The following is a 20,778-nucleotide window of genomic DNA, read 5'->3' on the forward strand; positions in this document are numbered from 1 at the left end:
GTTCCAAACTGTTTATCTATCAGTCTTTGCACATTTCATCCTGTTTAAACAGTGGATGTTGATTGATTCAGCACCTTCTCATATTGCTGAATCAGGAGCGAAGCATTATGTGATGATGAATAATCTGTATGGACGATGTGGTGAAGATCGGTCTTCACTTGCTCGTTCCATCTGTTTTCATAAAGATAAGCGTGAATCGCTTCTTTTAGCTGACTCGTTGAACGCGGTTCAATGAGCAGATGTTGATAGGTAGAAAATAGTGATGGGAGACCACCAACCCGTGTTGCGATGACAGGCATTTTTAAAGCGAGCGCCTCAAGAACGACAGTCGGCATTCCTTCACTGTAGGAAGGAAGGGCAAACAGGTCAGCTGCCATTAAATAATGTTTGACTTGTTCATTCGGCACCTGCCCCGGGAGTATAATGGATTCTCCCGCCCGTTCGGTCAGCTCCTTTGCGAGGGGGCCTTTTCCGACAAAGACGACTTTTACACCCTCCATCCCGCTGACAGCTTCCGCTAATTCAAGCAAACCTTTCTCTTTGACTAAACGGCCGACATAAACGACGAGCTTGTCGTGAAGCGGTAAACCAATCTGCTTTCTGATGGCTGTTTGATCCCCCAGTGTTCTAGAAAATGACTTGAGCGGAATTCCAAGCGGGAGGCATTGTGCATCCACCTCTGTCATGTCATGTGTTTTCTTTGCCAGCTCTTCACTCACTGTGAGAACAGCAGACGCCTGTTTTACTGCTGCTTTAAAGGCGGCAAGCGCCCCTTGACTATAGGTTGGATAGACGTTCACATCACTGCCGTGTAAGGTCAGAAGATAAGGGATGTTTGCTTCCTTTTTGATCATAGCTGCTGCGCCGCCAGACGGCATGGCAAAGTGCGCATGGATGAAATCCGGTGACAGTTCATAACGCTCCATTGTGCGCAGGACAGAAGCTGCGATTCGTTTACTCGGCTGAGCCCATTTTAGCTGTCCAGGCAGCGCTGTATAGGGCGGTCTGTAAACCGGCACGCCGCACCTCACTTCCTGCTGGGGAAGATCTTTTCTCTGACGATAGGAAGCTTTAAGCATCCGTAAGATGGGCGGATTGACAGGAGTAGGACAAATCACGCTCACTTCTACGCCCTGTTTGACCAGCTCCTGCACTTGCGTTTCATGGAAGACGCCTTCACTTGGATGTTTTTCACTAGGATATACACTTGTCAGCCATAGCACCTTCATGACGAACGACCTCTTCTCCATAATTTTCCTGCCATTTGCGGATACATTTTGACAAGTAGCAAGCTATATAAAACCGCACTTAAACCAATCGTCAGTAGTAATTGAAGCAGTATATCCGCTGATGTCAGCTTCATCCCTTGATGAATAGTCACTGCGCAGGCGGCCATTAACAACGTCATGACAGCAGGCTTTACGAGAGATTTTACATATACCTTCATATCTAGCTGAATGACATAAGCCATCAGCCACCTGCCGACAATGAAATTCAGCAGACTGACCCCTGAGTAGACCCAAGCTACAGTCAATAGACTGCCAGTATGGACTCCTGCATATAAGGCGCATCCATATACGATGAGCATGCCTGTATCCCAATAAAATGCTAAGTCAGTTCTCCCTTTTGCAAGAAGGATGGAACCATTTGGATTCATCAGCACACGGAGTAGACCGACAATGCACAAAATATTCAAAACCGGGACCGCCACTAGCCATTTCTCTCCAAACACCACTTCTATAAAGCTATCTGATACGGCAGCAAGACCAATGAGTAGTGGAAAACTAATGAGTGCAAGCATATTCGTCATGCTGAGGAAGCCCTCACGCAGCCTAGAGTGATCACGCTGACTTTTTGCGAAAACTGGGAAAGCCACTCTCGTCACAATCGGGTTAATTTTCAGCACCGGGATTGTGACGATTTGATAAGCCAGGCTGTAAATCCCTAATGCCTCTGCTCCAAGAAACCGTCCTATTAAAATCATGTCGATGTTTGAGCCTGCCCGATTGACGAGTCTTGACGCAAGCTGGAAAGCCCCGAAGGAGAAAAACTCTTTCACTTCCCCTAATGCGAAAACGGGTGCTGGGCGCCACTTCTTCCAATAAGCCGCTGCATACATGAGACCTTTTCCTGATTGAAGCAGCACTTGAGAGATCACATAGGCCACAATTGGATTGATAAAAAAGGCTAGAATAAGTAGAACAATCAGCGAAATGATCGTCGCTATCGTTTCAATCGTACTTAAGGTTTTAAAGGCTAAATCTTTCTGCATCATATATTGATATTGCTGACCAATTGGTGCAATGAGAAACATGATTGATAATAACTTGAGCAAGCCTTCCAGCTCAGGTCTGGCATAAAAGGCGGCAATCAAGGGACTTGCGAGGATCAATACACAAAACAAGAGAATTCCCGTCAGCAAGTTGATCCAATATAATGTAGATAATTGACGTTCCGTCGTTTGTTCCTTTTGAATGATCGCAGCACCGATGCCTAGATCAAGTAAAATCTGTGTAAATATTGTGACCGTTGTGATCATGCCAACGAGTCCAAATTCTTTCAGTGACATTACGTTTCCTAAAAAGGCGAACTGTGCAATTTGGATGATGGTAATGATCAATGCGGACAAGCTTGTCCATTTTGCTCCGCCCAGCAGGCGATTTTTCATACTTGCCATTTCTCTTCCCTACTTTACTTATCTGGCTCCGTCACCAGTCACGATGACTTTTAACGTTTTTACCATAATCTTCGTGTCGAGAGAAAATGTCAAGTTTTGAATATACTGTAAGTCGTGTGATAATTTTTCACTTGGACTCATTTCATATCCCCCATTTACTTGAGCAAGACCTGTCAGCCCCGGCTTCACTGTCAGTCTTTTTGTAAAGCCTGGAATCGTCCGATTAAATTCGGCAGTAAACATTGGTCTTTCAGGACGTGGACCTACAATACTCATTTCTCCTTTTAACACGTTGATAAATTGCGGCAGTTCATCAATTCTTGTTTTTCTGATGAATGCCCCCACTTTGGTGATACGAGGGTCATTTTTTTGCGCCCATTTCGCTCCTCCGCTTTCTGCGTTGGTTCTCATCGATCTGAGCTTCCATAATTTAAAGTAGACACCGTCTTTTCCGACCCTTTCCTGCATATAAAAGGCTGGCCCTGGTGTTTCTAGCTTAATTAAAAGGGCAAACAGTAAAATGATTGGCGTACTCAACATCAATCCGATGAACGAGAACACGACATCTATGAAACGTTTTGCAAATAAATATCGAACCATATGTTCTGTTAAAGCAAAAGAGTGGTTTCGTCTCACTTCATATTCTCTGTAAAGGTTCATCGCTTTCTCTGCGCTCACTGACCTGCACCTCACCATTCAAAGTAGTTGTTGTGTAAAGAGATGTTCTATGAAAGTCAGTTTAGCAGAGCAACATTAAGCAAATGTAAATGGGCTGTTAAGTCTTGTAAAAGTGTGTTAAGAATGTGCCCTTATATCAAGTTATGCCCTTTTAAACGTAAAAAAGACCCGCATTTCTGCGGGTCTACGTGTCTTTTTTTTATTTTGCCTTTACGGATTCGATCGTCTTCAGTCTAAGCGTTCCATTTGCATCTTTTGTATAAGTTACTTTCACTTTTGACTCTTCTTTTAGGCTGTTCACTTGTTTAGAAAATGTATTTCCGAATTGAATGGCTACTTCTTTTCCATCAATGTTGACAGCAATTGTATGTCCATCAGCCAAACCGACATATGTGCCTTCTTTGGTGACTTCATTTTTCTTCGTTGTAGATTCTTTTTTTGTTTTAGATTCAGCTTTTGACTGATCGTTTGTCGTTTCTTCTTTTGTGATTTCCTTACTTGAGCTTTCTTTTGCATCTTCATCAGATTGACCTGCTTGGTCTTCTGTTTGAGCAGCTGTTTCTTTGCTTTCATCATCTGCTTTTTCACTTGCGGACTTGTCTTCCGTCTTTTCATCTGTTGCATTTTCTTTCTTTTGATCTGCTGCTTCAGTTGTTTCTTTTTTGCTGTTATCCGTATTGTTATCGTTAGACTGATTTGATGTGCCGCATGCTGTGAGCATTACTCCTAGAAGTAAGACTAAAAACGGCATTGTGATTAATTTTTTCAAGATCGTCACCTCTTCATGATTTGTCGATTTGCTGTCATTGGAAGGTAAATACGTGAAAAATCCACCCTCTATGTTTCGATTATAACAAAAATAACCTGAAATGAAATGTATTTTTAACTTGACATATCATTCATCCGATCTATTTTATTCAAAATATTGAGATACACCTGCTGCGATTCCTGAAGCCAGCCGCTCCTTGGCAGTCGTTGATTTTAATATACTGGCATCAATCGGACTGGTTACGAACCCCGTTTCAAGCAAGATGCTGGGCATTTTTGAATACTTGATCACGTAGAATCCTGCAGTCTTCACACCGCGATCTCTTGTGCCAAGGGCTTTCACCATCTGGGGCTGTACCTTTTGTGCCAGCTTTAAACTATTGGCCGAAGCATACGTCGCATCATAATACGTTTCTGTTCCATTTGCACCGCTATTATCATTTGCATTGGCATGGATGCTGATGAACACATCCGCACCAGCCTGTGATCCTTTGCTTACACGTGTTTGCAAGGAATCAAATGTATCAGATGTTCTAGACATGACCGTCAGCGCACCCGCTTGTTTGAGCCTTGCTTGCAGTTTTAACGCGACATCCAGATTAACATTTTTTTCAAAAAGCCCATTTCCTACCGCTCCAGCATCCTGTGCACCATGACCTGGATCAATAAAGATGGTTTCACCTAACACATGATTTTTCAGCTGTGTGATCACACTGGTTCGTATGGTTGATGTTCCGCCCACCACTGTAAATGTTGAAATCTTTTTAGTCCCAATGACACGACGAATCGCATCTGGCACTGATTGAGCGTCTGTAAGAAGAAGGGTTTGCCCTTGCTTGGCTGCCGTACTTGCCGCAGCTGCCGCATCGGCATATGCATAGCCGTTACTCATATACGTTTGGGTTGTCTTCATCGGGTATGTTTTCGCAATTCGGGCTGCCACTTCATACCGATTGGCTCCGCTGATTCTCACGGGTGATGGCAGCTTTTGATAGGCCGCTTGATTGACACTTGTTTCCCCGCCAATCACAATCGTCCGTTTCACCGCTTTGCTTTTTAATAGATTGGCTGTTTCCTGCCGCAGCCCTTTTGCATCGGTTAATAAAATAGGAAAGCCCTGTTTTGCAGCATATGGAGCAATCGCCACAGCATCTGCATAAGCAGAACCATTCACAATCACAGCTGTATCAACACTCTTCATTTGCTTAGCAACGTTTGCCGCCAATTCATATCGATTCTTTCCTTGTATTCGCGATACGGATAGATTCATTGCTTTTAGCTGCGCTACGACTTTTTGAGAAATGCTTGCGGTTCCGCCAAGAATGATGACACGCTTCGTTCTCAACTGCTGAAGACCTGATTTAGTTGCACCAGAAAGACTGCTAGTATTCGTTAACAGCACTGGGGCTCCTTGCTGAAAGGCATACGGCACAGCACTTAGCGCATCAGCATAAGCTTCACCGCCTACTAAAACAACTGTAGGTGCTGTCGACCAGCCTCGTTTTGCAGCGTTAACTGCCACCTCATATCGATTACTTCCCTCAATCTTCGATACATTGTGCTGCGCAAATGCTGATGGTGCATATAAACATAGTGAAACCACAATTAAAACAAAACATTTGATATAAGAACGCATGAAGTCAACCTCCTTGGTTTTGAACCCTTCATCATGGAACCCAGGAAACACTTCATGTACTTTTGAAAAAAGGCTGCCGAGAGTCGTTTCTCGAGCAGCCTAAGAGGTGTATCTTCGGCACCCCTCATCTGTATGTTTTCTTATCTAAAATAGCCTGAAACACCGCTTGAAATACCTGACGCCAATCGATCTTTATAAGTAGCGGATTTCAAAATATTTGAATCAACTGGACTGGAAACAAAACCAGTTTCTAAGAGAACACTTGGCATCTTAGAATATTTAATGACGTAGAAGGCAGCTGTCTTCACGCCACGGTCTCTTGTGCCTAATGCACTGACCATTTTAGGCTGAATATTTTGCGCGAGCTTCAAGCTGTTTGTTGCTGCATATGTTTTGTCATAATACGTTTCAGTTCCATTTGCACTGCTGTTATCATTTGAGTTCGCATGGACACTGATGAAGATATCTGCATTTGCTGACGCACCTTTGCTCACCCGTGTTTGAAGACTGTCGAATGTGTCTGATGTTCTTGACATCGTCACAAGTGCACCTGCGTTGTTTAACTTTGTATTTAGACGTTTGGCTACATCTAAGTTTAAGTTCTTCTCATATAATCCGTAGCCTACCGCTCCTGAATCATGAGCGCCATGACCTGGGTCAATGAATACTTTTTTGCCAACGACAGGGTTTTTCAATTGATTCACAACAGTTGGTGTCACTGTATTTGTACTACCAACGACGGTAAATTTGGTGATTTTTTTGCTGCTAATCGTCGCTCTTGTTACCTTTGGCAGCGTCTTTTCATTCGTTAGGAGCAATGCTTTGTTTTGCTTTGCTGCAATTCCTGCCGCAGAAGATGAAGTGGCATAGCCAAACCCTCTTCCTACATAGGTATTATTTGTGCTCATATTGTATTTTTTCACAATATTCGCAGCCACGTCATAACGAGTAGAGCCTTTGATTCGCGTTGGAGATTTTAATTGATTATAAGCTGCTTTTGTGACGTAATTCTCTCCGCCTACGACAATGGTTTGTTTCACATTGCTTGCTTTTGCAACAGAAGCGATTTCAGAACGAAGGCCCTTTTTATCTGTATATAGAATTGGGAACCCTTTTTGTGCCGCTACAGGTGCAATGGCAATTCCATGTGCATAGAATGACCCTTCAACCACAACGACGCCAGCTGGCGTTTTCATTTTTTTCGCGATATTTGCCGATAGCTCATATCGGTTTTTTCCTGAAATACGTTGTGTAGAGATGCCCATTTTCTTTACTTGATTGACCACGTTGTTTGACACACTTGATGTGCTGCCTAAAACAATAACTGTCTTCGTTTTTAAAGCCGTTAAGGCTTTTTTTGTATCTCCAGAAAGGCTTGTACTATTTGTGTAAAGAACTGGTCCATTTTTTTGATGTGCCAGTGGAATTCCTGCTGTTGCATCTGCATATGCAGTTTTCCCCACTAAAACAACTGTACTTGCTGTTCCCCATCCTTTTTTCGCTACGTTTGCTGCTACAGCATACCGGCTCCCACCATCAATTCGGGAGACCGAGTTATCTGCTGAAGCTGTTGGAACAATAACGAAAATGGCGATGAGGCTGAGGATGGCTGTTTTGATCATTGAGCGCATCTTCTAAGTCCTCCTTTTATTCTTAATAGTTTGTTAGTTTTGTACCTGGATAGTAGAACGAAAGTATGGAAGAATACGAGTTTCCAGATTCAGCTCTAGCTTTGGCGCCGTATTGACTCATACCAATACCGTGACCATAGCCTTTTCCTGAAATCGTGAAATCATTTGTATTATTCTTTACTGACGCAAACGTACTTTTCACCTTTGTTGCGCCCATGACTGTTCTAAACTCTGTCATTTTCATACTTGCCGTTGTACTTTTGTTCACTGTATACGTACCTGTTTTGTTTTTCAGATGGTAATTCAGCTTGATTGAAACGGTCTTCGCACGCTGACCTTTTGTTTTTCCTGAGAATGTCAGGCTTGAAATAGATGCAATTCTCATGTCAGATGCAGCTGTTTCTTTATTTTTCAACAGCCATGATTTTAGACCAGCAAGGTCGGCAGCATTGGCTTCTTTTGCCTTAGACCACTCAGAAGCTGCTTTACTAGCAGTCAACGTAGTGCCTAATTGCTTTTTAGACAACTTCAGTGTCCACACATTGACAGGATCTTTTGTGTCCTGCTTGGCGACTAAGTATGGCAGTGCATTCCCCCATACTTCTTCACTCGCCTCAGTGTATCCGCCATTACTAGAATAATAGGTGGCTGAAATAAGTTGGTTGTTGTATTTTAGAACCTTGCCTTTTGTGGCATCAACAGCTTTTGTTGAATTTGTGTACCAGTTATATCCTCCATATACTTGGAAGGCTGTTGTATCAGGTACGACTTTTCCAATACTTTTCACTGAATACGTTCTAGCGGCAACCGCTTGTGCTTTTAATGCCTCAACATGCCAGCTTGCAGGCATTTCGTTTGGCACAACACCTTTTAGATAGTCTTCAAATGGAATATTTTCATTAGTCGGCCTGATATATCCTGATTCAATGGCAAAGTTGACGTTACCTAAGTATGGCTTCCCTGCGATTTGAAGGACATTTTTGGTTGAATATTTCTCAGGAACAACTCTTAATGTGTTATACGTCTTAATGCCTTTCAATGAAATTTTTCCGTTAGAAATATTCAATTGGTAGTTTTGATTTTTTTTCAGATAGACTTGTTTGGCTAAAGAATTTTTTAAGCTATCTGTAATCGCACTTGTGCTACCAGCAAGATGGTAAGCATATGTACCTTTTTCTTTCAGCAATGCTTTTAATGACGCTGTGACAGAATCCGGCTTCACATACACAACGGTACTGTTAGATTTTGCAGCCAATTGCGACAAAGGCATTGCATAAATATAGCTAGAGGCTTTTGCCAAGTACACTTTATCTGCATTAATGTTTAATTTTTTAATGATATTCACAGATAATTCGTAGCGATTGGCACCGCTGATTCGTGTCACCTGTGAGGTTTTCTTGATTTGATTTTCTACTTTTTGTCCCGTACTTTTTGTACTGCCGATGATAATGACTTTACTTGGCATTTTATATGACGGAATGGAATCTTTTTTTGTTAATAGGATTGGGTATCCTTTTCTCGATGCATAGGATGCAATTGCAATCCCATTCATGAATGAGTTCCCGCCGACAACAATTGCTTGCTTATAATTACCCATCTCTTTGGCGATTTTTTGGGAAATTTCAAATTTGTCTTTCCCACTAATGCGTCTCACTTTTCCATACTTTTTGATTGATTTCTCAGCAGCTGTTGAAATACTTTTTGTATTCCCGACAATTAAGATGTTATCAGGATTCATTTTTTTTAACTGATTTTCGGTTGTCTTCGTTAGCTTTTCAATGTTCGTGTACAAAATTGGTGCGCCTAATTTGTATGCTAACGGCGATACAGAAATGGCATGATCAAATGCATCTCGGCTCACAATCACAACAGTTGAAGGATTTTTCCAGCCTGCAGAAGCGATACTATTGGCTACTTCGTAACGATTTTTGCCGTCATATCTTTTCGTCACAGCAACATTGGATCCTGACAGCTTGTATTCCCCAGTTGTTGAAATATCCATGCTTGTTTTGTTTCCGATATAATTAGACAATTTCACTGAAATTGTCGAGCTGGCCATGGCAGACTGAAAAGGTGCAATTAGTAGTGTCATTGTCATGAGAACGATAAATGTAATGCCTGTTTTCTTCAATTTTGTTCATCCCGCCCATCTTTTTTTACTTCTGTTTTTCAATCTTCTGTATTTCTTTTTGACCATTGTCATTGATAAAGTAAGAGATTTCTACTTTGTCACCTGGTTTAAATTCATTTAATACATCTTTAAAATTATCCGTAAATTCATAGCTTAAGGTCGTATTCACTTTTTTTACTTCGACTGTATGTGCATCAGCCATTCCAATAAATTCAGCTTTTTCTTCTAGCACCTGAGGAGTTGAACTGCTTGTCTTGTTTTCTCCTGAGGATTGCTCAGCCGTTCCACATGCTGTGAGCACGATACCTAGTAGTAGTATTAAGAACGGTAAAACGACGATTTTCTTCATTTTTTTCACCTCATGTCTTTGTATCGTCTTATAACTTAATATTTTAAGGTAAATTTAAGGTTTTTTGAAACCTTTTTTTTGTTACAACGTCTATATCTAGGTTCAGAGTAAAAAAATAACTTGTTTATCAAGATTCGTAAACCTATAATCATGGAAGAATGATAGAAAAGGTGAGGGACATTATGAGAGCTGAGAGAAAAAGAAAGAAAAAGAAGGTTCTTTGGATTGTTTTATCGATTATTGGCTTATTCGTATTAGCCACTGGCGGATACGCGTATCATCTTTGGAATACAGCCGCATCAACTGTCGCAGGCATTCAAGAGAACTTAAAGAAGTCAGATAAGCGTGACAAAGATGTCGATTTAAGTAAAAAAGACCCGATCTCCATTTTAGTCATGGGTGTCGATGAAAGAAAGAATGACCGAGGCCGTGCAGATACATTAATATACATGACTGTGAATCCGAAAACGAAAACAACTGAGATGGTGAGTATCCCCCGTGATACGTATACAAAAATTGTCGGAAAAGGCACAATGGATAAAATCAACCACTCCTACGCTTTCGGCGGTACACAAATGGCGGCAGATACAGTAGAGGAACTGCTTGATGTACCTGTGGATTACTTTGTAAAAGTCAATATGGAAAGTTTTAAAGACATTGTGGATACACTTGGCGGCATTACGGTGAACAGTACGTTTGCTTTCAGCTATGATGGCCATTCATTTGGTACAGGAGAAATTAACCTGAACGGTGATCAAGCCCTGGCCTATACAAGAATGAGAAAGCAAGATCCTAAAGGTGACTTCGGCCGTCAGCAAAGACAGCGACAAGTCATTGAAGGCATCATTGCAAAAGGGGCTAACATTTCATCTATTACGAAATTCGGTGATATGTTTAAAGTCGTTGAAAATAACATGAAAACGAATATGTCCTTTGACGACATGTGGACGATGATGAATGATTATCGTGATGCAAGACAAAATGTGAAACAGCACGAGCTGAAAGGTACAGGCGCACGAATCAATAATATTTATTACTATCAGCTTGATGACAGCAGTTTAGCGAAAGTGAAGAAGGAATTGAAGGATAGTTTGGAGCAGTAAAAAAGAAGACTACATTCCTGTAGTCTTCTTTTTTTATGATTGAAATGGGGCTGGTTTTTCATCACTTAAAGCAAAACGATGAAGGAGTTCTTGGACAATTCGTTTCGACGCTTGTCCATCACCATAAGGGTTAGAAGCCTTCGACATGTTATCGTACTCTTGCTGGTCTTCTAACAGCTCTTTTGCCATCTGATAAATGGTTTCCTCATCGGTTCCTGCAAGCTTAAGCGTACCAGCTTTCACGCCTTCAGGACGTTCTGTTGTATCACGCAGCACTAATACTGGCTTTCCTAAAGAGGGAGCTTCCTCTTGCACACCGCCTGAATCCGTTAAAATAAAGTGCGACGCAGCAGCGAAGTTATGGAAATCAACTACTTCAAGCGGCTCAATTAAGTGCACACGATCAAGATCACTGAATTCTGTCTGAGCCGCATCACGAACAGCAGGATTTAGATGGACAGGGTATACGACTTGAACATCTTCAAATTCTTCGACAACACGGCGAATCGCTCTAAACATGTTCTTCATCGGCTGACCGAGATTTTCTCTGCGATGAGCCGTTAATAAGATCATTTTATCTGAACCGATCTTCTCTAGAATTGGATGTTGATAGTGTTCTGTGACTGTTGTTTGCAGGGCGTCAATGGCCGTATTCCCTGTCACACAGATGGTCTCTTCTTTTTTATTTTCTACTAAAAGATTCTGCTTCGCCTCAGCCGTAGGGGCAAAATGAATGTCAGCAATAGTGCCTGTCATTTGGCGGTTCAATTCCTCAGGGAACGGTGAGTATTTATTGTGAGTTCTTAAGCCAGCTTCGACGTGGCCGACAGAAATTTGGTGATAGAACGCAGCCAAACTTCCTGCAAAGGTTGTCGTTGTGTCGCCATGAACAAGCACAATATCAGGTTTTTCTTCTTGGAATAATTGATCTAGTTTCAACAATGCATTTGATGTAATTTCAGATAATGTTTGGCGCTGCTTCATGATGTTTAGATCATGGTCTGGCGTAATAGAAAATGCCTCAAGAACTTGATCTAGCATTTCTCTATGCTGAGCTGTTACAGTGACAATTGAATTTATTTGTGGATGTTTATTAAGTTCAAGGACAAGTGGAGCCATTTTGATTGCTTCAGGTCTAGTACCGAAAATAGTCATTACATTTAGTTTTTTCACTGGTCTATGCCTCTTTCCTAGTATAATACTTTCAATTATACACAATTTGGAGGATAAATTTAATGATATAAAAAAGAAATTTACATTGAATTAACGTTATCATTCACCCTCCTTTACATTTAACATATAAAATGTAAACTATCTAAAATTCATTTTTAGTGAAATCATTTGTCTTTCCTATGATTTGTAAGTTACACTTTATAAAGACGACCAAGAACTAACATTGATTATTAAATCGGTTATCTATGTAAGGAAGGTGCAAAGTTCATTGAAAAAAGTACGTAAAGCCATTATACCAGCTGCAGGTCTTGGGACACGTTTCCTCCCTGCCACAAAGGCTATGCCTAAAGAAATGCTACCAATCGTTGATAAACCAACCATTCAATATATTATTGAAGAAGCTGTTGAGTCAGGAATTGAAGACATTATTATTGTCACTGGAAAAGGGAAAAGAGCCATTGAGGATCATTTTGATTTTGCGCCAGAGCTGGAGCGTAACCTTGAAGAAAAAGGAAAAAGTGAACTTTTAGAAAAAGTGAGAAAATCCTCTAATATTGCTGATATTCATTACATCCGCCAAAAGGAACCTAAAGGACTCGGACATGCCGTTTGGTGCGCACGCAACTTTATCGGTGATGAACCCTTTGCTGTTTTATTAGGTGATGATATTGTCCAAGCCGAAACACCTGGACTTCGCCAGCTAATGGATGAATATGAAAAAACCCTTTCGTCCGTGATCGGCGTTCAGCAAGTCGCAGACAGTGATACGCATCGCTACGGGATCATTGATCCTCTTACCCAAGAAGGGCGCCGCTACCAAGTGAAAAACTTTGTTGAAAAGCCGCCGCAAGGAACCGCACCATCCAATTTAGCCATTTTAGGGCGCTACATTTTCACGCCAGAGATCTTTATGTACCTTGATCAACAAGAAATTGGTGCAGGTGGAGAAATTCAGCTGACAGATGCCATCCAAAAGCTCAATGACATCCAGCGTGTATTTGCCTATGATTTTGAAGGAAAACGATATGATGTCGGAGAGAAGCAAGGTTTCATTGAAACAACGCTAGAGTTTGCCCTTCAAGATGAAGAGCTAAAGAAAAAACTCATACCATTTATGAAACAACTTCTTGAAAAAGAAGAAGTGAATTAAAAAAGCTGCCATATCGGCAGCTTTTCTTTTTATTTACTCTCTGAAATGGTCAACGTATGCTGTTCATTATCGATAACAAATAGATGATTTTCGCCTTTTACTGCGAATTTCGTTTGTTTCTCATTCATCCAGACATTCTGTTCTGTCAGTCCAAGTGTTGCAGGAGAGATAGGCATGATCTCGCGGAACACCATCGTATTCGCCTGACCATTTTGAATCACATAATCGGTCTTCTCAGTGGTCAGGCGCTCAATGGTATCGCCTTGCTCACTTTTGACCGAGCTGAGTGTTTGCATTCTTTGCTTCAGCACAGACTCTTCTTTTCCAAGGAAAGAAAGTAAGTACTCATACGAACCCGCAGATGCGGGTGATACGTAGGAATTGAACTGTGCTGGTCCGATGGATAACGGCTTTAATTCATCTGCGCTTTGTAGCGCATCAGGTTTCACATAATACGTCTCTGATGCTGTTTTGATTTGAACGGCTTGTTTATTTTTAGCCACAGCCTTTACTTCTTGTCCAAACGATAATGTGACGTCTGCCTTTTTTTTCATGGCTCTGTCTGTATAAACCGTCATTGGATCTGCCTTAACTATGCCCTGTTGATCAATCTTTTTCATATCATTAGGGGCACCTTTCGTCTCATGGTTCGTTGACTGGGGCGCCTCTGTTTTACCTGAAGGAATTGCACCAAATGTTGCCAGTGTACGCAGCGGACGATCCGAAAACATAGAAAGGGCAAGTAAGATGGTTAAAACAGCTATCATGGTCACTTGAAATGCCGGTCCAAAAAATGAACGTCGTTTCTCGTTCTCATGATAACGAGACACCTTCTCTGTCTTTTGTACGCCTTTTCGACCTTCTTTGTGCTTCAATTGGTATTCCTTTTTTTCTTTCTTGGAAAGCTTGTTAAACCAATCAACAAACTCCTTATACTCTTTCACAACCTTTTTCGTATCATCAAACATACGAAGTTCACCATAATGCATCCAAGCAACACGATCACAGATTTTTTGGATTTGACTAATGGAGTGACTGACAAAAAAGATCGTCTTTCCTTGTTCTTTGAATTCGGTGATCCGATCCACACATTTTTGATAGAAGGTTTGGTCTCCTACAGACAGTGCCTCATCAATAATGAGGATATCTGGATCAATATGTGCTGATATGGCAAAGCCAAGACGAGATTTCATTCCGCTTGAATAGCTCTTTACAGGCTGATCAATAAAGTCTCCAATATCCGCAAAATCTACGATTTTTTCATAAAGATCATCAATTTCCTTATTTGTCAGACCCATCATTAAGCATTTTAAACGAATGTTGTCTTTACCACTTAACTGATTGTTCAGCCCTGCCGCAATGGCAATTAACGATGGCTGGCCGTCCATATCAATCTCACCGCTTGTCGGTGGAATGATTTTCGCTAGAAGGTTCGACATCGTGGATTTCCCAGAACCGTTGATCCCTACAAAACCAATCGTCTCTCCTTCATAGACATCAAACGACACATCACGAACGGCAAAGAAACCTTTTTCATTTTTATTAGGAAAAAACAGCCCTTTGATCTTGTCAGACTGCTTTTTATATAAGACGTATTGCTTGGATACGTTTCGAAACGAAACCTTTAGTTTCATCGTATAATCTCCTTACTTTTTAAAGAAAATCGACAAATTTATCCCTAAATTTCATATGAAGCAATGAACCGACTGTTAAAAAAAGAAGCGTAATCAGCCAGAAATAAAGCGTATATTTCACATCATGGAAGAACCATTCTCCCTTTAACAAGCTATTTCTGAAACCATCAATAATGTAGAAAAGAGGATTTAATCTTAAAATATCTCCTATCCATGCTTTGTCTCCAGTGAGCTTCTCTGAGATATTCCAAAAAATCGGCAGCAAAAAGAAAAGTAAACGTGTCACTGATTGTAAAAGAAATTGATAGTCCCTTACGAGTACACTAATTGTTGAATTAAATAAACTAAACGAAAACATAAACGCGATCATACATATAAGATAGTAAATATATTGTAGCCAATGCGCGTCAGGATATATGCCATAAGAAATAAGCACAATCAGATAGACACCCATCATGACAAAATAGCTGAACAAGTTGGACATGATGACCACAGACGGCAGCGCACTAATCGGAAAATTCATTTTTGATACCATATTAATGCGTTTAAACACACTGTTTGATCCATCAAGGATCGTCGGACTAATGAAGAACCAAGGTATTAATCCAGCAAGCATCCAGATGATAAATGGAACCTCCATGCCTCCAATGACAATCGGCTGTCCTCCACGAATGCCTAAACCAAAAACAAACCAGTAAGCCAGCATTTGAATCAATGGATTTAAAAACTGCCATAAAACACCTAAATAATTCATCTGATATTTTGATTTTGTTTCATAAACAGCAAGTCGCATAATCAGCGAAAATGAGCTGATTTGCTCCTTCAGTATCGTCAACATTGCGTTCATTCTAATCTTCCTTAGATATAAGTTTTTGGGATCACTTTTTTAAAAAGCACCGCTCATAATTGTAACAGATAACGATTCACATTTCATCTTATAACAAAAGTCGTATCATTTATTCTAGAAACTAAAAATCCCCCTGAATCCTTGCGATCGTAGATTCAGGGGCCCCTCAGATGTTAGATGATTTGATGCTCTTTTAAGAAATCAGTAATTCTTTTTGTATTTTGATTATCGTTAAAGCTATTGATCTTCAAATATTTTTCTTTATACTCATCTTCTACCACATACTGATGATCGATTGCATGTTTGACAATACGAATCAGGTCTTGAGTGTTATATGCAATTGGACCTGGTGCATTCTCTTCGTTCACAGGCGGAATGGCCTTGTACTGTCTAATTAAGTAATCTTTCTCTTCCCAATAAAAGATCGGGTAGGCTCCTCTATATTGCGCATCATATATAGCAGAAGAATAATCTGTAATAAATACTTTCGACACTTTTAGCGCTTCTGAAGGGTTATCAGAAATAATATGTTTATACTGCGGTAAATTCTGATACACATATTGTGAAAATTTATTATGCGGTACAATTAAAAGACGATCAAGCAAGCCTGCTTCTTCAAAGCTTTTGATGATTTTAATTAGAACTCTATAATAAGAGGTTTCCTCAATTCTATTCGTATAAATAAGCCCCTCTTCCCAATATCGGTAAGTTGGCATGAAGGCAATTTTATCTGCACCCTCTACTAACTTTGCATGGTCAAAGGTCGCGAGCCCAGTCAAAATTAAATCATCACGGTCATAGTTCATTTTATAAAATTCACCTGCTTCTAATTCAGAGCTGATGACTGATTTATAAATATTGTATTGGTTCTTGTCTTTATGGAATCCAAAAGCCATTGGATTATCAACTGGCTTAGCAAACATAATGCCATGCTGTAAAAATACGAGCGGAACACTCATGATTCTCTCTCTAAGATGATCAATATATAGTCTATCATTCAGAACATGGTTAGATAGCTCACTTGAAATAAAATAGCTGGCATTAAAAATACTTAAATAGTGTCTCAGACTATATTTCGGAATGATTCCTTTTCCATATTTCGCTTTCAATGCTGGATAGGCACTGGATTTCTTATTGAGAATAAAGTAATTCTTTGAGTCTGTTTGACAATTCTCTTGAACATAGTCATAAACCCTAATAGCTGATTCATCTGCTTTGTCACTCTTTTTCTCAAAAAACAAATTGACACCATATTTTTTGTCTTTATAAAACGATGATAAAATGCTTGCTACTTTTATTTTGACCTTACTAAATAAAGAATATTCCTCAGAATAAGGAATAATAGTTGACGTGACATTTCCAAAAAGATTTGTTCTTAGTACTTGTAGCTTGTCCCCATTCTTTTTCGTGATATATGTCTTAACCTTTTTATCTCTTTTTTTCAATCTTAAACTATGGATAATCCGGTGATCATTTCCTACGAACAAGTTATTGTGGATTCTGCTATCTAAATCAAGATCATTTAACGAAATTTTAAAGAAGCCATATCTTTTCAGAAACTTGATCTTTCTAAATGGTCTTGTAAATTTCGCCAATTGGTGCTCAGAGTTTCTAATGTAAAGATATTCATACTTCTGGTCTGAATTATATGCGTAATGAGTCAATCTTCCATAAACATAGAAGCTATTAAACAAACTAAAAATACGCAATCTAGAAGTGTGTTTTGTGACAAGATATGGATTTCCTCTTACTAAATAAACACCATTTGTTCTTACATATATGTAATATCTTTGTTTATTTATCACTAGAATATTAAGAATGTTATCTTCTTTGAATTGCTCTAATGTATCTTTACCGAAAATCTTAAGCGGCTGATATGTAGGAACGAGTCTAAAGTTGACGATTTTCTTTTGCTCAGTAACCTTATTTAGGATTTTGATTTGATTACGGTTATTTACAGTCACTTCAATTTCTTTATGTTCCTGCATCACATCAAACAAGATTTTTCTAACATTTAGTTCTTTATTTTGACAATCGTACGTAATGACAAAGTGGAAAAGACCATATATGATAAAGGAGATGTCCACAAATCTTTTTTCTTCTCCCTCAATGGCTAAATCCATTTTGTAATTTTGATTGATCTCATCTACATTTAGCAGCCCTGAGAATAACAACAGTTCCTTTTCGCCACTGTACAAGCCATAGCGGTCTAATCCTAATTGTTTAACATAGATTTTTTCAAATTGATTGTTAATTTCAATTGAATGTATTTGTTTTGGCTGAATCATGTCAGAGCTTTCTTTCAAAATATACAAATTTTGATCCTTAGCATAGAGATAAATCATTTCATTAGAATGATCTATTGTGGATTCAAAAATCATTTGATCCTTTACATCAATTTTACAAATCCACTTTGAATCGTTTACATTTAACTCTTTAAATTCAAAAGTGGACAACTTCTCTATTTCGTCAATATATATTACTAGCTTATGTTCATCTAAATTTAGAATTTCTATAAAATTATGATAAAGTTTGTACATTGAAGCACCTCTATATTATTTTCAGCATATTTACAATACCGGATAATCTTATCTAAATTTAGCATGTTTACTGTTAAATTTCTATGTTTTTTTATTTTTACCATTACTTTTAAATATGTGTACAATGGAATAAAAAAACCAAAAAAGTACCGTTCTACATGAGTGGAACGGTACTTTTTTACTATTTTTCAGAAAACACTACTTCCACCACACGCTTCGATGACTCTCCGGCCTCTAGGTAGCAGAATTTTTCATAAAACGGCGTAAATGAATGTGGTAATGTAAATGTCGGCTGTTCTGTTTCTCTTACCCATTCAATCACGCGTGATGTTTCTTTTACAAGTGGTCCTGGTGCTTCTTGTTCAAAGTCAAAATAGAAGCCTCTCAGTTTGTCACGATATGTTTCGATGTCTGGTACATAGAACAGCATCGGACGTTTAAGGTTTGCATAATCAAAGAACACGGAAGAGTAATCTGTAATGAGTAGGTCAGAAATCATATAAAGGTCTCGAATGTCTTCGTAATGAGAGAAGTCATAGGCAAAGCCTTCATATGGTCCGAGATCAAAGTTTTCCGCTACTAAATAGTGCATACGAAGGATGATGATATATTCTTCTCCGATTGATGCTCGTAGCTCATGCAGATCAAGGTCTAAATCAAATTTGTACTGCCCTTTTTTATAAAATTGATCGTCTCTCCATGTCGGTGCATATAAAATCAATTTTTTATCAAGCGGCAGGTTCATTTTTTGTTTGAGCGCTCTCATTGTTTCTTCATTGTTTTGATTGTGAAGGAAATCATTTCTCGGATATCCTGACTCAATCATGGTCTTTTGGAATTGGAACGCACGGGTAAAGATTTCGGTCGAGTATGCATTAGGAGAAATCAGATAATCCCAATTCGATGCTTCTTTCGTGAAATTCCTTTTGTACTTCTTCGTGTTTGTTCCAGGCATATGCACTTCGTCCATGTCCATTGCCAGTCGTTTTAACGGCGTGCCATGCCATGTTTGTAAGTATGTGGTGTGTTCTGGCTTTGGAATCCATAGTGGCAAACGGCTGTTTACGACCCAATACTCGGCTCTTGCCATTGCAAAAATCCATTTCAATGACAGACGATTGATATAGTAGATGCCCTTTTCTTTAAATGGTGCTTCATGCCCTTTTTTAACACTCCAGATCAGCGTATATTCAGGGTGATTTTCTTTCATATATTCATAAATAGCACGCGGGTTACAGCTGAATTGTTTCCCATTAAAGCTCTCAAAAATAACGGTTTTCTTTTTGACAGACAGTTTACTCGCCAGTGTAAAGGTCGTTTGGAAAGTACTTGTCACAAGGCGATTGCGAACTTTTTTAATCTTACCCACTTGCTTCTTGAATTTCTTCCACTTGCTTTTTACGTAGTACTTAGCACGTGTCTTCATGGTGTAATCATTAATTCGGATGCCTAAAGTTTGTCTTTTTTTCTTTCTGTACACTTCATATCGAATCGGTACATCGTTTCTTTTATGAATTTGAACAAGTCCCTTGAGTTTGTTTGAACGATCTCCAAGCACTAAAGAAGTTGTTGTTAACGTTTCTTCCACTCCGTTAACATCGCAAATAAACTCAAAATAGAAGCGATAGACAAACCGTTTGTTTAAGGAATAAGTTAACTCCTCTAAAGGAACTTCTGCTGAAAATTGATACAGTTGTGGTGTTTTATGGTCGTCACGATATTGAATGACTTCATCTTTTTTATGTGTCATCTTGACAGGAAAACGATGCTCAACTGGTTCCTCACCATTTTTCTTCAATAGAAGCTTTACTTCTTTGATCTGATAAGGATGCTCTGCACTTAGAACGCCTGCATACCCAGATAAGGATAGCGTGCATTCTTTGTTGAGCTCGATGTGATGGAATTTCACAACTTTGAGCTCCCGTTTGATTTTCAATGAAGCATTGCCTTTGTCTGTACGATATGGAATAACATACAACAGCGCTTCTTTATTTTCTAAAAATGTCAGTTCTGGCGTTTCAATTTCCATTTTCAAACGACGTTTGTAATATGGTGTTTTTTCTTCTATTTCGAAAGTTGCGCTGGTATCCGCTTCTTTTGCGTCTTCATCCTCTTCTTCCGAATCAGAATCATAAGCTGAGTCTTCAAGCTCGTCTTCGTCCTCTTCTTTGTTTGCGCTCACATAGTCCGTGACATATAAGTTGTATGTCTGGCCTTGCTCTAACGCAAGCGGAAGCGATGCTTCACTCAGTACCAATTTGAATAGATTCTCTTCTTGATGAACAAGCGGGAGGAATAGTTCTTGTTTTGAGACCCTTTCCCTCATAAACAGATAAAACTCTCTATCTGCTAATGGCATGTCATCGTAGATGCGAACGAGCATTTCCAATTTTTCATGATGATTTTTTAAACCTTCAACGACACTCTTCTTATGGATTCCCTCTTCAATCATTAATCGTTA

General features: G+C 39.5%; 15 protein-coding genes. 2 read left to right on the forward strand and 13 right to left on the reverse strand.

Features of this window, described 5'->3' with window-relative positions:
* Window positions 1–44: 44 nt before the first annotated feature.
* The 8 genes from NSQ70_RS16325 to NSQ70_RS16360 form a co-directional block, all read right to left on the reverse strand.
* Complete coding sequence (locus NSQ70_RS16325) at window positions 45–1,229, reverse strand: glycosyltransferase (RefSeq protein ID WP_251185092.1); 1,185 nt, start codon at window positions 1,227–1,229, stop codon at window positions 45–47.
* Window positions 1,226–2,677: an MOP flippase family protein gene (locus tag NSQ70_RS16330; protein WP_061420338.1), complete on the reverse strand. Its 1,452-nt coding sequence runs from the start codon at window positions 2,675–2,677 to the stop codon at window positions 1,226–1,228. The genes NSQ70_RS16325 and NSQ70_RS16330 overlap by 4 nt, the downstream gene beginning before the upstream one ends.
* Window positions 2,678–2,695: 18 nt before the next feature.
* Window positions 2,696–3,355, reverse strand: coding sequence for an exopolysaccharide biosynthesis polyprenyl glycosylphosphotransferase (locus NSQ70_RS16335; protein ID WP_008348294.1), 660 nt, complete (start codon window positions 3,353–3,355; stop codon window positions 2,696–2,698).
* Between the two features lie 199 nt (window positions 3,356–3,554).
* Complete coding sequence (locus NSQ70_RS16340) at window positions 3,555–4,133, reverse strand: hypothetical protein (RefSeq protein WP_223255607.1); 579 nt, start codon at window positions 4,131–4,133, stop codon at window positions 3,555–3,557.
* A gap of 135 nt (window positions 4,134–4,268) precedes the next feature.
* The gene (locus tag NSQ70_RS16345; RefSeq protein WP_342502278.1) at window positions 4,269–5,759 is read right to left on the reverse strand and encodes an N-acetylmuramoyl-L-alanine amidase; all 1,491 of its coding nucleotides are present in this window, start codon (window positions 5,757–5,759) and stop codon (window positions 4,269–4,271) included.
* Window positions 5,760–5,899: 140 nt separating this feature from the next.
* Complete coding sequence (locus NSQ70_RS16350) at window positions 5,900–7,390, reverse strand: N-acetylmuramoyl-L-alanine amidase (protein ID WP_024719256.1); 1,491 nt, start codon at window positions 7,388–7,390, stop codon at window positions 5,900–5,902.
* A 22-nt stretch (window positions 7,391–7,412) separates the two neighbouring features.
* Window positions 7,413–9,521, reverse strand: a complete 2,109-nt coding sequence (locus tag NSQ70_RS16355; protein WP_159160025.1) for a SpoIID/LytB domain-containing protein — start codon at window positions 9,519–9,521, stop codon at window positions 7,413–7,415.
* A gap of 25 nt (window positions 9,522–9,546) precedes the next feature.
* On the reverse strand, window positions 9,547–9,870 hold the full coding sequence (locus NSQ70_RS16360; protein WP_024719258.1) for a hypothetical protein: 324 nt from the start codon (window positions 9,868–9,870) through the stop codon (window positions 9,547–9,549).
* A gap of 182 nt (window positions 9,871–10,052) precedes the next feature.
* Between NSQ70_RS16360 and NSQ70_RS16365 the strand changes: the two genes are divergently transcribed.
* Window positions 10,053–10,973, forward strand: coding sequence for a LytR family transcriptional regulator (locus NSQ70_RS16365; RefSeq protein ID WP_008348305.1), 921 nt, complete (start codon window positions 10,053–10,055; stop codon window positions 10,971–10,973).
* A gap of 33 nt (window positions 10,974–11,006) precedes the next feature.
* On the opposite strand, the gene wecB is transcribed toward NSQ70_RS16365, so the two are convergent.
* Complete coding sequence (wecB, locus tag NSQ70_RS16370; protein ID WP_061420356.1) at window positions 11,007–12,146, reverse strand: UDP-N-acetylglucosamine 2-epimerase (non-hydrolyzing); 1,140 nt, start codon at window positions 12,144–12,146, stop codon at window positions 11,007–11,009.
* Window positions 12,147–12,414: 268 nt separating this feature from the next.
* On the opposite strand from wecB, the gene galU reads away from it, so the two are divergent.
* On the forward strand, window positions 12,415–13,296 hold the full coding sequence (galU, locus tag NSQ70_RS16375) for a UTP--glucose-1-phosphate uridylyltransferase GalU (protein ID WP_008343198.1): 882 nt from the start codon (window positions 12,415–12,417) through the stop codon (window positions 13,294–13,296).
* Window positions 13,297–13,325: 29 nt separating this feature from the next.
* Here galU and tagH read toward each other — a convergent pair whose 3' ends face one another.
* The 4 genes from tagH to NSQ70_RS16395 form a co-directional block, all read right to left on the reverse strand.
* A complete protein-coding gene (gene tagH / locus NSQ70_RS16380; RefSeq protein WP_342502279.1) occupies window positions 13,326–14,930 on the reverse strand; it encodes a teichoic acids export ABC transporter ATP-binding subunit TagH in 1,605 nt (534 codons plus the stop codon).
* Between the two features lie 19 nt (window positions 14,931–14,949).
* Window positions 14,950–15,777 carry an ABC transporter permease gene (locus NSQ70_RS16385; RefSeq protein ID WP_008343200.1) on the reverse strand — a complete coding sequence of 276 codons (828 nt, stop codon included), beginning with the start codon at window positions 15,775–15,777 and terminating at the stop codon, window positions 14,950–14,952.
* A 173-nt stretch (window positions 15,778–15,950) separates the two neighbouring features.
* On the reverse strand, window positions 15,951–18,317 hold the full coding sequence (locus NSQ70_RS16390) for a CDP-glycerol glycerophosphotransferase family protein (RefSeq protein ID WP_159160027.1): 2,367 nt from the start codon (window positions 18,315–18,317) through the stop codon (window positions 15,951–15,953).
* Window positions 18,318–18,498: 181 nt separating this feature from the next.
* Window positions 18,499–20,769, reverse strand: a complete 2,271-nt coding sequence (locus tag NSQ70_RS16395) for a CDP-glycerol glycerophosphotransferase family protein (RefSeq protein ID WP_342502280.1) — start codon at window positions 20,767–20,769, stop codon at window positions 18,499–18,501.
* Window positions 20,770–20,778: the final 9 nt, after the last annotated feature.

Source organism: Bacillus sp. FSL R5-0397, from assembly GCF_038593395.1.
Taxonomy (GTDB): Bacteria; Bacillota; Bacilli; order Bacillales; family Bacillaceae; genus Bacillus; species Bacillus altitudinis.